Source organism: Streptomyces sp. NPDC007929 (assembly GCF_042959065.1).
GTDB lineage: Bacteria > Actinomycetota > Actinomycetes > Streptomycetales > Streptomycetaceae > Streptomyces.
On the sequence record NZ_JBIBKD010000005.1, the window covers coordinates 170,694 to 184,994 of the forward strand.

Genomic DNA, 14,301 nt, shown 5'->3' on the forward strand with positions numbered 1-14,301 from the left:
TCGCGGCGGAGCCGCACCGCGCCTCAGCCCCGCCCCCCCCTGAGACCTCAGGCCGCCCAGCCGGGCCTGGGGCTCGGGGGCGCCCTGGGGGCACCGGCCGGAGTCGTCCGACCGGTCGGTCAAGAAACAGCAGGTCAGCGGTAGTTGACGTATGAGATCATGGCCGACCTTGCCGGTCCGACTCGGGGAACAGGCGCGATCATCATGACGAACGTATCGACGGCGCTGACCATGCAGGACGCCATCCTCACGCTCCAGAAGTACTGGAGCGACAACGGCTGCATGATCACGCAGCCGCTGAACACCGAGGTCGGAGCCGGTACGGCCAACCCGGCCACGGCGCTGCGGGTGCTCGGTCCCGAGCCGTGGAGCGTCGCCTACGTGGAGCCGAGCGTACGGCCCGACGACTCGCGCTACGGCGAGAACCCCAACCGGCTCCAGACCCACACCCAGTTCCAGGTGATCCTCAAGCCCGACCCGGGCAACCCGCAGGAGCTGTATCTGGGCAGCCTGCGGGCGCTCGGCGTCGACCTGAACGCGCACGACGTGCGGTTCGTCGAGGACAACTGGGCCTCGCCCGCCCTCGGCGCCTGGGGGCTGGGCTGGGAGGTCTGGCTGGACGGCATGGAGATCACCCAGTTCACCTACTTCCAGCAGGTCGGCGGCGTCGCCCTGGACCCGGTGTCGGTGGAGATCACCTACGGCCTCGAACGCATCCTGATGAACCTTCAGGGCGTGTCCCACTTCAAGGACATCGCGTACGCGCCGGGCATCACCTACGGCGAGGTGTTCGGGCAGAACGAGTACGAGATGAGCCGCTACTACCTCGACGACGCCGACATCGACACCAACCAGCGGCTGTTCGACTCGTACGCGGCCGAGGCCCGGCGCCTGCTGGACCTGGAGCTGCCGGTCCCGGCGTACACCTACGTGCTCAAGTGCAGCCACACCTTCAACGTGCTCGACGCGCGCGGTGCGATCAGCACCACCGAGCGGGCCAAGGCGTTCTCGCTGATGCGGGGCCTGACCCATGAGACGGCCAAGCTGTGGGAGCGGCGGCGGGCCGCGCTGGAGCACCCGCTCGGACAGGCCGCCGCGCCCGCACCGGCCGAGCGGGCCGTGCTGCCCAAGGTGCCCGGCGTCGAGACGCTGCTGTTCGAGATCGGCGTCGAGGAGCTGCCCTACGCCGACGTCCCAGCGACCACCGAGGCGGTACGCGAGTCGGTCACCGCCAAGCTCGCCGCGACCCGGCTGGGGCACGGCGCGATCAACGTGCTGGCCACCCCCCGCCGGATCGTGATCACCGTCGACGGGGTGCAGCCGCGCGAGCGGGACACCATGCAGACCGTGCGCGGGCCGAAGGTCGCCGCCGCCTTCAAGGACGGCGCTCCCACTCCCGCGCTGCTGGGCTTCGCCCGCAGCCAGGGCGCCGAACCGACCGATGTGCGGATCGTCGAGGTCAAGGGGGTCGAGTACGTGGCCCTGACCCGGCACGAGGAGGGCCGCCCGGCCGTCGAAGTGCTCAGCGATCTGCTGGCCGAGGTCGTCTCCGGGCTGCGGGCCGGGCGCAACATGCGCTGGAGCGACCCGGGGCTGTCGTTCTCGCGTCCGGTGCGCTGGCTGCTCGCGCTGCTGGGCCGCACCCCCCTGCCCGTGGTGGTGTCCTCGCTGTCGTCCGGCGACACCACGCGGGTGCAGCGGCAGGCTCCTTACCCGGAGGTCCGGGTGACCTCCGCCGAGGGCTACCCGCACTTCCTGCACATGCACGGCATCCTGCTCGACCGGGACGCCCGGCGCGGCGCGGTCGTGCGCGGTGCCGTGGAGGCCGCCGCGGAGGTCGGCGGGCGCATCGACGTCGAGGGCCAGGCCGGGCTGATCGACGAGATCACCGACATCCTGGAGTTCCCGTACGCCGTGCGGGGGTCGTTCGACGAGCGCTACCTCGAACTGCCCGCGAGCGTCCTGACCACCGTGATGCGCAAGCACCAGCGCTATCTGCCGGTGCTGGACGGCGACCGGCTGATGCCGCACTTCGTGACCTTCGCCAACGCCCTGTGCGACGACGACGTGGTGCGGGCGGGCAACGAGGCGGTGCTCAGAGCCCGTTACGAGGACGCCGCGTTCTTCTGGCGGGCGGACCTGAAGGTGGCGCCGGAGGAGTTCCGGCGGCGGCTGGACAAGCTGACCTTCGAGGACCGGCTGGGCACGGTCGCCGACCGAGCCGTCCGGCTCGCCTCCCTCGCCCAGGACCTGGCCGGACGGGCCGGGCTCCCGGAATCGTCGGTGGAGGTCGTACGGCGGGCCGGCGCGCTGGCCAAGTTCGACCTGGCCTCACAGATGGTGATCGAGTTCTCCGGGCTGGCCGGGGTCATGGCGGAGGAGTACGCCCGCCGGGCCGGTGAGTCCCCGGAGGTCGCCCGGGCACTGGCCGAGATGGAGCTGCCCCGGTCCGCCGGTGGCGCCCTGCCCGCCACCGACGCGGGGGCCGTGCTGTCCCTCGCCGACCGGTTCGACCTGGTGACCGGCATGTTCCTCATCGGCGCCGCACCCACCGGCAGCTCCGACCCGTACGGGGTGCGCCGGGCGGCGATCGGGCTGCTCAACGTGTTGCGGAGCCTGCCCGCCCTAGCCGGGGTGCGGGTGAGCGAGGGACTGCGCGCGGCGGCCGTACGGTATGCCGCACAGGGCGTCGAAGTGCCCGCCGAGCGCGTCGCCGAGGCCGCCGAGCTCATCACCCGGCGCTATGAGCAGCAGCTCACGGACGCCGGGCACGAGCACCGGCTCGTCCAGGCCGTCCTGGTCTGGGCCGACCGGCCCGCCCACGGCGATCGCACGCTGGCCACGCTGGAGCGGCATGTCGGCAGCGAGGCCTTCGAGGCGCTCGCCGCCGCGTTCCAGCGGGTGGTGCGCATCCTGCCCGAGGGCGGTGTCGAGGCGGCGGACGCGTCCCTGCTGACCGCGCCCGCCGAACTGGCTCTCGCCGAGAGCGCACAGGCCGTGCGTCAGGCCTTGCAGGGCCGCGAAGACGACCTGGGCGCCCTGATCGAGGTCTCCGCCCCGCTGGTCGAGGCGATCGGCGTGTTCTTCGACGCGGTGCTGGTGATGGACCCCGACCCGGCGCTCCGGGCGGCGCGGCTGGCGCTGCTGACGGAGGTGGCGGGGCTGGCTCGTACGACGCTGGACTGGGACGCGCTGTAGGGGCGCCTGCCCGGCCGCACATGGTGTTGCTCCGCACGGTCGTTCACGGGCGGTGTTTCACGTGAAACACCGCCCGGCCGGAGAGGTCAGACCGCCATCAGCGGTGCGCCGGAGCGCCACTTGAGGACCTTGTCGAAGCTCACCACGGCTCCGCCCCGGCCCGGCTTGTTGCCGATGTGGACGTGGTCGGCGAGCTCCTCGATGAGGCACAGCCCCCTGCCGTTCTCCGCGTCGGAGTGCGCGGGGCGGATCGGCGGGCGGGGCCGGCCGGCGGACGCCGCGGGGAAGCCCGGACCGGCGTCGGCGACCTCGATCCGGCACTTCTCGCCGTCCAGATAGGCCGTGACCCGATACGCCTCCGAGCCGGGACCACGCCCCGTGTCCCCGCCGTGCTCCACGGCGTTCGCGCACGCCTCGCTGAGGGCGACGGAGAGGTCGTAGGAGATGTCCGGGTCGACGCCCGCGGTCTCCATCGTGCCGATCAGCAGGCGGCGGGCGAGCGGCACGCTCGCAGCTTCGCGCCGCAGATGGAGTGACCACCAGATGCTCATGCTCCAGCCTCCTGGCTGCGGCTCGACATACCGTTACGTATTGCCCTGCGTGCCCCTGTGTAAGCGTGAAGTTGACGTGACGCCGCCCATACGGCGGATGCGCGCTGGTCCTGATCGGTGTATGTGGGGGCGGACATCGGCGCATCCAGGGGCGGGCGGGGCCAGAGCATGACGTTCCGGTCGTACGGCATCTTGTGGACCTGCCGCACGGGGCGTGCGGGGCCAGTGCGATGATGAGCCCGCCATGACTGCCCCCCACGCGCGCGCGACGCGCTCCGGACACACGCTCCGGATCCTGCGGGCCGCGGTGTTCGCCGCGGTCTGTGTCGTGCTGGCCGGGGCAGGTCACGCACTCGCCTCGTGCGACGGCGTCCCGCTGTGGACGCTGGGCGCCGGGTTCCTCGGGGTGGCCGCCGTGGCGGCTCCGCTCGCCGGGCGCGTGCGCTCGCTGGCGGGGATCACGGTGCTGCTCACGGCCGGTCAGACGGTGCTGCACACCCTGTTCGGCCTCGGCCAGCACGGTACGGCCGCCGTCACGTCCTCGGCGGCAGCGGGCGGGAGCGACGCCGCACTCGTCCAGCAGGCCGCGCGGTTCGTGTGCGGCACGACAGCGGCGGCGATCAGCCCGGTGCAGGCGCAGAGGATCCTCGCCGACGCCCGGATCCAGCCGCACACCGGAACCCACACGCATGTGGCCGCGGACGCCGCCTCCACCTCCGCCGCCTCGCTGTGGCCGTCCCTGCCGATGCTGCTCGGACACCTCCTCGCGGCGCTCGTCACCGGCTGGCTGCTGCGCCACGGCGACCTGGCGCTGCTGCGGCTCACCGAACTGTCGGCGCAGGGAGTCGCCGAGGGAGCACTGGTGCGCTCCCTGCGGGCCGCCCTCGCGCTGGTACGCGCCCTGCGCTCCGGACTTCCGGCAGCCCCAAAGGCTCACCCGCGCCCGGTGCACACCACCCGGCCCGCGCCGCCGTTGCCGCGCACCCTGGCACTCCAGCACACGGTGATCCGGCGCGGCCCGCCGACCGCCCAGGCTTCCGCAGCCGCCCTCGCCCTCGCCGCCTGACGCGACGCGACCACACCACTCCGCCGACGCGGAGGAGGGGCCGCCGTCGTGCGGTGCGCGCGTGCGCGGTTCCCTCCTTCCCGTCCAGACCGACTCACAGCGGAGTGCTCCTTTCATGCAGGCTTCCCGAATCGTCGCGGCCGGTGCCGCCGCCGGTGTCACCGTTCTCGCCCTGTCCGCCCCCGCGTTCGCGCACGTCAGCGTGCAGCCCGAGGGCACCGCCGCCAAGGGCGGCTACGCGGTCATCGACTTCAAGGTGCCCAACGAGCGCGACGACGCCTCCACCACCAAGCTCGAGGTCAACTTCCCCACCGACCACCCGCTGGCCTCCGTCATGCCGGAGCCCATGCCCGGCTGGAAGATCGAGGTCACCAAGTCCAAGCTGGACAAGCCGCTGGAGATGCACGGCGAGAAGATCACCGAAGCCGTCTCCAAGGTCACCTGGACCGCCGACGGCAAGGGGATCAAGCCCGGCTACTTCGAGAAGTTCCCGCTCTCCATCGGCCAGCTCCCCGAGGACACCGACCAGCTGGCCTTCAAGGCCCTGCAGACGTACTCCAACAAGGAGGTCGTCCGCTGGATCGAGGTGCCGCAGAAGGGCAAGGAAGAGCCCGACAACCCCGCCCCGGTGCTGGAGCTGTCCGCCGCCGAGGAAGGACACCACGGCGCGGCGGCCGATGACGACGCCGACGCCAAGTCGGCCGAGAAGGCCTCCGCCGACACCGCCGCCGACGACTCCACCTCCTCCGACGGCACCGACACCACCGCCCGCGTGCTGGGCATCGTCGGCATCGTGGTCGGCGCCGCGGGCGTCGCCTACGGCGTGCTCGCCGGGCGCCGGCGGTCCAACGCCTGACGCCGTTACCTCTGACGGCGCGCACCGGATCCCCGCCCCGCGAGGCTCCCGGTGCGCGCCGGGTCACCGAAAACTGGGACATTCTCTATGCGCACCAAAACCTTCGCCGCGGCCGCGCTCCTCGCCGCCGCCTCCCTCACCCTGACCGCCTGCGGCAGCGGCACCGACAGCGGCAAGCCCGTCGCCGTGGTGTCGGAGGAGGCCGGCGCCGACAAGGCCGCCACCGTTCTCGACAAGCCGTTCGAGAAGCCGGACCTGGTCCTCACCGACACGCACGGCAAGAAGTACGACCTCCGCAAGGAGACCGCGGGCAAGCCCACGCTGATCTACTTCGGCTACACCCACTGCCCCGACGTCTGCCCGCTGACGATGAACAACATCGCCGTAGCCAAGAAGCAGCTGCCCAAGGCCGAACAGGACAAGCTGCGCGTCGTGTTCGTCACCACCGACCCCAAGCGCGACACCTCGGCCGAGCTCGGCAAGTGGCTCAAGGGCATCGACCCCGAGTTCGTCGGTCTCACCGGTGACTTCGCGACCATCCAGGCAGGCGCCCGCACCCTCGGCATCAGCATCGAGCCGACGCGGAAGGACAAGAACGGCAAGCTCATCTCCGAGCACGGCACCCAGGTCATCGCGTTCTCCCCGAAGACCGACGGCGGCTATGTGCTCTATGGCGAGGACGCCAAGGTCGAGGACTACACCAAGGACCTCCCCAAGATCATCAAGGGGGAGAACCCGTGAGGCGGCGGCTCGGCCCGGCGGCCCTGGTCATAACGGTCATAACCGGAGCCCTCGCCCTGGCGGGCTGCGGGGGCGCGGACTCGGACTCCGGCTCCAGCTCCGGCTCCGGCTCCGGCTCCAGCTCCGGAAAGGCGGAACTGTCCGCCGGTTCCGCGTACATGCCGCGGCCGGTGTCCGACGAGATGGCGGCCGGCTTCCTCACCGTCACCAACAAGGGCGGTGCCGCCGACGAGCTGACCTCGGTCACCAGCGACATCGCCGGGCAGGTCACCGTGCACGAGACCGTCGACGGGGCGATGCGGGAGGTCAAGAGCCTCAAGATCCCCGCGGGCGGCCGGCTGGAGCTGAAGAGCGGCGGCGACCACCTGATGTTCGAACAGCTGAAGAGCAAGCCGAAGGAAGGCCAGACGGTCTCCGTCGAACTGCGCTTCGCCCACTCCGCACCGCTCAAGGTCGAGATGCCGGTGAAACCGCCGACCTACACCCCGAGCACCGGACACTGAGGGAGGGACCCCTGTGACGCTGACCATTGCCCCCCGCGTCCGGACACTGCTGCTGCTGCTCCTGGCCGCGGCCTGCGCACTCCTCGCCGGAGCCGGCCCGGCCTCCGCGCACGCCGCGGTGACCGGCAGCGACCCCGGGCAGGGGGCGGTGGTCGACAAGGCCCCGGCCCGGATCACGCTCACCTTCTCCGAGCAGGTCGCCGTGTCCGACGACTCGCTGCGCGTCCTCGACCCCGAGGGCAAGCGCGTCGACAGGGCCGACCCGGCCAACGTCAGCGGTACGACGTACGCCGTGCCCCTGCACTCGGGCCTGCCCGACGGCACCTACACGGTGGCCTACCAGGTCGTGTCGGCGGACAGCCATCCCGTCGCCGGCGCCTACACCTTCTCCATCGGCGCCCCCTCCAAGACGTCCGTGTCGGTCTCCGGCCAGTCCGGCGACGACGGAGTCGTGGGGTGGCTGTACGGCTTCGGACGGTACGTGTCGTACGCCGGTTTCACCGTGATGGCCGGCGGCGCCGCCTTCGTGCTCGCCTGCTGGCGGCGCGGTGCCGGGGTGCGGCCCGTGCAGCGGTTCGTCGTCTCCGGCTGGGTCGCGCTCACCGCGTCCACCCTCGCGCTGCTGCTGCTGCGCGGCTCCTTCACCGGCTCCGGGAAGATCTCCGACGTCTTCGACCTGTCCCTGCTCGGGCAGGTGCTCCAGACCAAGAGCGGTGCGGCCCTGGTGTCCCGGCTGCTGCTGCTGGCCGCGGCGGCCCTCTTCATCGCCGTGCTGTTCGGGTCCTACGACAAGCGCGAGGACGCCCAGGAGAAGCGGGACCTGACCTTCGGGCTCGCGATCGGCGGCGCCGTGGTCGCGGCCGGGCTCGCGGCCAGCTGGGCGATGTCCGAGCACGCCTCCGTCGGCCTCCAGGCCGGCATCGCCATGCCCGTCGACGTACTGCATCTGCTGGCCGTCGCCGCCTGGCTCGGCGGACTGGGCGCGCTGCTGATCGCCCTGTACCGCGCGCCCGCCGACACACCCGTCGACGCACCGGCGGTCCGCCGCTTCTCCCAGGTCGCCTTCGGCAGCGTCCTCGTCCTCATCGCGACCGGGACGTACCAGTCCTGGCGCCAGCTCGGCTCCTGGTCGGCCTTCACCGACACCCGCTACGGCCAGCTCCTCCTGGCCAAGATCGCCCTCGTGGTCATCCTGGTCGGCGTCGCGTGTATCTCACGCCGGTGGACGGGGCGGCTGACGGAGACGCTGCCGGTCGAGGCAGCGACGGTACGGGAGAAGGAACGGGTCGGCGCGAGCCGCGACACCGACGGGCGTCCCGCCCCCGAGTCCACCGACACCGAGTCCGTCAGCAGCGGCCCCGCCGGCACCGGGCCCGCCGGCACCGGGCCCGCCGACTCGGCCCCCAGTGCCCCCGAACCCACTGAGGTCACTGAAACCACCGAACCCACCGAACCCATTCGCGCCGCGCAGCTCGCCCGCCAGCAGGCCGCCCGGAACGCGGCCCGGCAGAAGCGGGTGCGCGACGCGGACCCCAACCGCTTCGGGCTGCGCCGCTCCGTGCTGACCGAGGCCGGTGTCGCGGTCGTACTGCTCGCCGTGACCACCGTCCTGACCCAGACCGAACCGGGACGCACCGAGCAGGAGGCCAGGGCGGCCACCTCGGCCTCCGCGTCCTCCGCACCCGACGAGGGCGCGTCCGGGGCGCTGACCCTGAACATGCCCTTCGACACCGGCGGCGAGGACGGCAAGGGCATCGTCACCATCGACGTCGACCCCGCCCGCGTCGGCGGCAACGAGATGCACGTCTACGTGGAACGGCCCAACGGCCGCGCCTTCGACATCCCCGAGGTGAAGGTCGAGTTCACCCTCAAGGCCAAGGACATCGGGCCCCTGCCCGTCGTCCCCGACCACATCGCTACCGGACACTGGTCGGCGAACGGAGTGCAGATCCCCATCGCCGGGGACTGGCAGGTCGACGTGACCGTGCGCACCTCCGACATCGACGAGGTGACCGTCACCAAGAACGCGCAGATCGGCTGAACGACCATGCCCGACCAGTCCCTTCCCCAAGCCCGCACCCCCGAGCCCACCACGACCGAGCCCACCACGGCCGAGCCCACCACGGCCGAGCCCGCCACGGCCGAGAGCGAAGCCGCGTCCGCCCATGAGGGCATCTCACGACGCCGGCTGCTCGGCACCGCGGGTGCCACCGGGCTCGTCCTCGGCACGGCCGGTGCCGCCGTCGGCTACGCCGCCGCCCCCTCCGAAGCGGCCACTCCACTCACCTCGCTCGGCGCGGACCGGGCGATGTTTCACGGGAAACATCAGCCCGGCATCACCGACGGCCTCCAGGCACGCGGCCACCTCGTCGCCTTCGACCTGGCGGCGGGCGCCGGCCGCAAGGAGGCCGCCGCCCTGCTCCGCCGCTGGTCGGACACGGCCCGACGGCTGATGGCGGGCGAGCCCAGCGGTCACGACGACACCGACGTGGCCCGCGACGCCGGCCCCTCCTCGCTGACGATCACCTTCGGCTTCGGCCACAGCTTCTTCGCCCGGACAGGCCTGGAGAAGCAGCGCCCCACCGCCCTTGACCCACTGCCCGAGTTCTCCTCCGACCACCTCGACAAGAACCGCAGCAACGGCGACCTGTGGGTGCAGATCGGCGCCAACGACGCCCTGGTCGCCTTCCACGCCCTGCGCGCGATCCAGAAGGACGCGAGCCGGGCGGCCAGGGTCCGCTGGCAGATGAACGGCTTCAACCGCTCCCCGGGCGCCACCTCCCACCCCATGACCGCCCGCAACCTCATGGGCCAGATCGACGGCACCCGCAACCCCAAGCCGAGCGAAGCCGACTTCGACCAGCGCGTCTTCGTCCCCGAGAAGGCCCAGCCTGCCTGGATGGCGAACGGCTCCTACGCCGTCGTACGCCGCATCCGCATGCTCCTCGACGACTGGGAGCAGCTCTCCGTCAAGGCGCAGGAGGACGTGATCGGACGCCGCAAATCCGACGGGGCGGCCCTGTCCGGAGGCACCGAGACGACCACGATGGACCTGGAGAAGACGGACGCCAAGGGCAACCTGGTGGTCCCGATCAACGCCCACGCCCGCATCACCCGGCCCGACCAGAACGGCGGCGCGGCCATGCTCCGCCGCCCCTTCTCCTTCCACGACGGCATCGACAGCGACGGCGTGCCCGACGCGGGCCTGCTCTTCGTCTGCTGGCAGGCCGACCCCCTGCGCGGATTCGTGCCGGTGCAGCGCAAGCTCGATCGCGGCGACGCCCTGTCACAGTTCATCCGCCACGAATCCAGCGGGCTGTTCGCGGTGCCCGGCGGCGCGGCGGAGGGCGAGTACGTGGGGCAGAAGTTGCTGGAGGGGTGAGAGTTCACCCCTGTAGGGGCTTGTGGGGGATAGCGCTTCCGCGGGCCCATTAGGGTGAGGTCATGCCAGCGAGCTATGCGTATCTCGGTCCTGAGGGCACGTTCACCGAAGTCGCCCTGCGCACGCTTCCGGAGGCCGCGACCCGGGAGCTGATCCCGTACGTGTCGGTCCAGTCCGCGCTCGACGCGGTACGCGCCGGCGAGGCCGAGGCCGCCTTCGTGCCGATCGAGAACTCCGTCGAGGGCGGCATCACCACCACCCTCGACGAACTGGTCGCCGGCGCGCCGCTGATGATCTACCGCGAGGTGCTGCTGTCGATCACCTTCGCGCTGCTGGTCCGCCCGGGCACGACGCTGTCGGACATCAAGACCGTCTCGGCCCACCCGGCCGCGCAGCCACAGGTGCGCAACTGGCTGAAGAAGCACCTCCCGGACGCCCACTGGGAGTCCGCCGCCTCGAACGCGGACGCCGCCCGCCTGGTCCAGGAAGGCCAGTACGACGCGGCCTTCGCGGGTGAGTTCGCGGCCGCCCGCTACGGTCTTGAAGCCCTGGAGACCGGGATCCACGACGCGGAGAACGCCCAGACTCGGTTCGTGCTGGTGGGCCGCCCGGCCCGGCCCGCCGCGCCGACCGGCGCGGACAAGACCTCGATCGTGCTGTGGCAGCGCGACGACCACCCCGGTGGTCTGCGCGACCTGCTCGGCGAGTTCGCCACCCGCGGCATCAACCTGATGCTGCTCCAGTCCCGGCCCACCGGCGCGGGCATCGGCAACTACTGCTTCTGCATCGACGCCGAGGGGCACATCTCCGACCGCCGGATGGCCGACGCCCTGATGGGCCTGAAGCGGATCTGCCTCCAGGTGCGCTACCTCGGCTCCTACCCGCGCGCGGACGTGCGGCCGGGGGACGTGCGGCCGCCGCGGCTGGGCACCTCCGACGAGGAGTTCGCGGGGGCGGCGGACTGGGTCGCGCGATGCCAGGACGGGCGTTTCTGACCCGGTTCCGAGGCGGTCCGGGCCTGGTCCCGAGCCGGTTCCGCGCCTGTTCCTCGGCCGGTCGTACGTGCTGATAGTCGTTATCCACAGAAGTTATCCACAGGTCCGCTTCTCGACCTGGGGACAAGTCGACAACGAAGCATGAGTCGGTCGACAAATCGCCCTACAGGCCCCTGATGCACCCATGATCGGGCAGGTCACCCTTCGTCCACCGTTTCCCCTTCCGTAACTCTTCGGGGTGACCCCTTTCCACTCGAAAGTGAGGGTAGGGCGGGTTTGCGGAGGGAATTTATGGGGTGGTCGAGCCGTCCGGAGTGATCGATTCCGAAGTCCACAGATCTTGCACACAGCCTGTGGATAACTCAGGCGAGGGTGTGGATGCCTGTGGACAACTCACCGCCAAGTCCCGTGTCCCGCAAGGGATTCGAGTCAAAGCGACGCCTGCCGGATGCCTCGTTCCGGGGAGAGGCCTCTTCTTTATTGACACTGTGCGCAATTCACCCATAACGGTACGTAAGCCTCTATCGGAATAGTGAGTCGTGGGCGGTCACCCCGCACCGGTAGCCTTGGGCGCGTGATTGACCTTCGCCTGCTCCGTGAGGACCCCGACCGTGTGCGCGCGTCGCAGCGCGCCCGTGGAGAGGACGTCGCGCTCGTCGACGCCCTCCTGTCTGCCGACGAGAGGCGCAGGTCGTCCGGCGTCCGCTTCGACGAGCTGCGCGCCGAGCAGAAGGCGCTCGGCAAGCTCATCCCCAAGGCGGCCGGCGACGAGAAGTCCGAGCTGCTGAAGAAGGCGGGCCAGCTCGCCGCCGACGTCAAGGCGGCCGACGCCGAGCGCGACGCCGCCGCGAGCGAGACCCAGGAGCTGCTCCAGAAGCTCGGCAACCTCGTCCACCCGGACGTTCCCGTGGGCGGCGAGGAGGACTTCGTCACCCTCGAGAAGCACGGCACGATCCGCGACTTCGCCGCCGAGGGCTTCGAGCCCAAGGACCACCTGGCCCTCGGCCAGATCCTGGGCGCGATCGACGTCGAGCGGGGCGCCAAGGTCTCCGGCTCGCGCTTCTACTTCCTGACGGGCGTGGGCGCCCTCCTGGAACTCGCGCTGGTGAACGCGGCGATGGCGCAGGCCACCGCGGCCGGCTTCACCCCGATGCTGACCCCCGCCCTGGTGCGCCCGCAGTCCATGGCCGGCACCGGCTTCCTCGGTCAGGCCGCCCAGGACGTCTACCACCTCGCCGACGACGATCTCTACCTGGTCGGCACGTCCGAGGTGCCGCTCGCGGCGTACCACATGGACGAGATCCTCGACGCCGACCGGCTGCCCCTGCGCTACGCGGGCTTCTCGCCCTGCTTCCGCCGCGAGGCCGGCTCGCACGGCAAGGACACCCGGGGCATCTTCCGCGTGCACCAGTTCGACAAGGTCGAGATGTTCTCCTACGTCGCTCCCGAGGACTCGCAGGCCGAGCACCAGCGCCTGCTGGAGTGGGAGAAGCAGTGGCTGACCTCGCTGGAGCTGCCGTACCGCGTGATCGACGTGGCGAGCGCCGACCTGGGCGCGTCGGCCTCCCGCAAGTTCGACTGCGAAGCGTGGATCCCGACCCAGGGCAAGTACCGCGAGCTGACCTCGACCTCGGACTGCACCGAGTTCCAGTCCCGCCGCCTGTCGATCCGCGTCCGTGACGGCAAGCAAGTCAGGCCGCTGGCCACGCTCAACGGCACGCTGTGCGCGGTTCCCCGCACGATCGTGGCGATCCTGGAGAACCACCAGCAGGCCGACGGCTCGGTGCGCGTGCCCGAGGTGCTGCGCCCGTACCTGGGCGGCCGGGAGGTCCTGGAGCCGGTGTCCAAGTGAGCGACACGGCTTCCGCGGGAGGCTTCCCGTACCGGCTCGTCGCCACCGATCTCGACGGGACGCTGCTGCGCTCCGACGACACGGTGTCGCCCCGTACCCGTGAGGCGCTCGCCGCGGCCACCGCGGCGGGCGCCGCGCACATCGTCGTCACCGGCCGCGCGGTCCCGTGGACCCGGCACATCCTCGACGACCTCGGCTACCAGGGTCTTGCCGTGTGCGGCCAGGGCGCGCAGGTCTACGACGCCGGCGCGCACCGCCTGCTGACGTCGGTGACGCTGGACCGGCAGCTGGCCGGGGTGGCGCTGGCCAAGATCGAAGCGGAGGTCGGCCCGCTGCACCTGGCGGCGAGCCGCGACGGCCTCGACGGCGAGGTGCTGGTCGGCCCGGGCTACGCGGTCCAGGGCACCCTGCCCGCCACGCCCTTCACGGACGCGTCGGACCTGTGGGCCGCGCCCCTGAACAAGCTGTACATCCAGCACCCGACCCTGTCGGACGACGAGCTCTGCGAGGCGGCCACGCGGACCGCCGGCGGTTTCGTCACGGTCACGATGGCGGGCGAGGGCATCGTCGAGCTTCTCCCCCTGGGCCTGTCCAAGGCGACGGGTCTGTCCCTGGCGGCCCGCCGGCTCGGGATGAAGGCGGCCGACACGATCGCCTTCGGCGACATGCCCAACGACATACCGATGTTCGCCTGGGCCTCCTACGGCGTCGCCATGGCGGACGCCCACGAGGAACTGAAGGCGGTGGCCGACGAGGTGACTACCTCCCACGACGAGGACGGCATCGCGGTGGTACTGGAGCGCTTGCTGGGCTGAACGCCGGGCCGGTGCGCCCGTCGCTGGGCCGGATGTCGGGCTGGTGCGCTCGTCGCTGGGACTGAAGCCGGGTAGGTCGCCCGGCGTCAGGGTGGTGTTCGCGGGTGGTGCTCGGCGGAGGATGCACGGATCGAACGTGCGCGGGCCTTTCGACCCGACCACGGTTTAGCAAACCGGTGCCTTACCACTCGGCCAATCCTCCGGGTGGGCGGCCCACGCGATGTGCGATTCGCGTGCTCGAAGCGGCCGCCCCGGGCAGCTCCCCGTGTGGGGCGGGTTCGACGGAGGGGTAGTGGCTACTCCGGATCCCGCCGCGGGCTGCCCTGAAGGGAGCTGGACGTA

At 71.4% G+C, this 14,301-nt stretch carries 11 protein-coding genes and 1 tRNA gene; 10 read left to right on the forward strand and 2 right to left on the reverse strand.

The genetic code is table 11. From position 1 onward, the window contains the following. Positions 1-204 precede the first annotated feature (204 nt). Positions 205-3,198: a glycine--tRNA ligase gene (locus ACFZDE_RS18255; RefSeq protein WP_391200713.1), complete on the forward strand. Its 2,994-nt coding sequence runs from the start codon at positions 205-207 to the stop codon at positions 3,196-3,198. Positions 3,199-3,284: 86 nt separating this feature from the next. Here ACFZDE_RS18255 and ACFZDE_RS18260 read toward each other — a convergent pair whose 3' ends face one another. Continuing rightward, positions 3,285-3,749, reverse strand: a complete 465-nt coding sequence (locus ACFZDE_RS18260) for an ATP-binding protein (RefSeq protein ID WP_142162052.1) — start codon at positions 3,747-3,749, stop codon at positions 3,285-3,287. Positions 3,750-3,993: 244 nt separating this feature from the next. Here ACFZDE_RS18260 and ACFZDE_RS18265 point away from each other — a divergent pair, with 244 nt between their 5' ends. The 9 genes from ACFZDE_RS18265 (at position 3,994) to ACFZDE_RS18305 (ending at position 13,959) form a co-directional block, all read left to right on the forward strand. Continuing rightward, positions 3,994-4,815, forward strand: coding sequence for a hypothetical protein (locus ACFZDE_RS18265; RefSeq protein WP_391200717.1), 822 nt, complete (start codon positions 3,994-3,996; stop codon positions 4,813-4,815). A gap of 115 nt (positions 4,816-4,930) precedes the next feature. Continuing rightward, positions 4,931-5,671 carry a DUF1775 domain-containing protein gene (locus ACFZDE_RS18270; protein WP_391200719.1) on the forward strand — a complete coding sequence of 247 codons (741 nt, stop codon included), beginning with the start codon at positions 4,931-4,933 and terminating at the stop codon, positions 5,669-5,671. Between the two features lie 87 nt (positions 5,672-5,758). After that, positions 5,759-6,412: an SCO family protein gene (locus ACFZDE_RS18275; RefSeq protein WP_391200721.1), complete on the forward strand. Its 654-nt coding sequence runs from the start codon at positions 5,759-5,761 to the stop codon at positions 6,410-6,412. After that, positions 6,409-6,915 carry a copper chaperone PCu(A)C gene (locus ACFZDE_RS18280; RefSeq protein WP_391200723.1) on the forward strand — a complete coding sequence of 169 codons (507 nt, stop codon included), beginning with the start codon at positions 6,409-6,411 and terminating at the stop codon, positions 6,913-6,915. Before ACFZDE_RS18275 ends, ACFZDE_RS18280 begins: the two co-directional genes overlap by 4 nt. 13 nt (positions 6,916-6,928) lie before the next feature. Then, complete coding sequence (locus ACFZDE_RS18285; RefSeq protein ID WP_391200726.1) at positions 6,929-8,956, forward strand: copper resistance protein CopC; 2,028 nt, start codon at positions 6,929-6,931, stop codon at positions 8,954-8,956. A 6-nt stretch (positions 8,957-8,962) separates the two neighbouring features. Beyond that, positions 8,963-10,297: an iron uptake transporter deferrochelatase/peroxidase subunit gene (gene efeB / locus ACFZDE_RS18290; RefSeq protein WP_391200728.1), complete on the forward strand. Its 1,335-nt coding sequence runs from the start codon at positions 8,963-8,965 to the stop codon at positions 10,295-10,297. Positions 10,298-10,359: 62 nt separating this feature from the next. After that, positions 10,360-11,292, forward strand: coding sequence for a prephenate dehydratase (pheA, locus tag ACFZDE_RS18295; protein WP_390998362.1), 933 nt, complete (start codon positions 10,360-10,362; stop codon positions 11,290-11,292). Between the two features lie 574 nt (positions 11,293-11,866). Continuing rightward, positions 11,867-13,144 carry a serine--tRNA ligase gene (serS, locus tag ACFZDE_RS18300; RefSeq protein WP_390998365.1) on the forward strand — a complete coding sequence of 426 codons (1,278 nt, stop codon included), beginning with the start codon at positions 11,867-11,869 and terminating at the stop codon, positions 13,142-13,144. Further along, positions 13,141-13,959, forward strand: coding sequence for an HAD-IIB family hydrolase (locus tag ACFZDE_RS18305; protein ID WP_391200730.1), 819 nt, complete (start codon positions 13,141-13,143; stop codon positions 13,957-13,959). The genes serS and ACFZDE_RS18305 overlap by 4 nt, the downstream gene beginning before the upstream one ends. 115 nt (positions 13,960-14,074) lie before the next feature. Here ACFZDE_RS18305 and ACFZDE_RS18310 read toward each other — a convergent pair. After that, positions 14,075-14,161: transfer RNA gene (locus ACFZDE_RS18310), tRNA-Ser, on the reverse strand. Positions 14,162-14,301 lie beyond the last annotated feature (140 nt).

What these genes read in the sequence shown, in the direction of transcription:
- ACFZDE_RS18255 (WP_391200713.1), top strand. Translation starts at nt 205, where the DNA reads ATGACGAACGTATCGACGGCGCTGACCATGCAGGACGCCATCCTCACG.
- ACFZDE_RS18260 (WP_142162052.1), bottom strand. Translation starts at nt 3,749, where the DNA reads ATGAGCATCTGGTGGTCACTCCATCTGCGGCGCGAAGCTGCGAGCGTG.
- ACFZDE_RS18265 (WP_391200717.1), top strand. Translation starts at nt 3,994, where the DNA reads ATGACTGCCCCCCACGCGCGCGCGACGCGCTCCGGACACACGCTCCGG.
- ACFZDE_RS18270 (WP_391200719.1), top strand. Translation starts at nt 4,931, where the DNA reads ATGCAGGCTTCCCGAATCGTCGCGGCCGGTGCCGCCGCCGGTGTCACC.
- ACFZDE_RS18275 (WP_391200721.1), top strand. Translation starts at nt 5,759, where the DNA reads ATGCGCACCAAAACCTTCGCCGCGGCCGCGCTCCTCGCCGCCGCCTCC.
- efeB (WP_391200728.1), top strand. Translation starts at nt 8,963, where the DNA reads ATGCCCGACCAGTCCCTTCCCCAAGCCCGCACCCCCGAGCCCACCACG.
- pheA (WP_390998362.1), top strand. Translation starts at nt 10,360, where the DNA reads ATGCCAGCGAGCTATGCGTATCTCGGTCCTGAGGGCACGTTCACCGAA.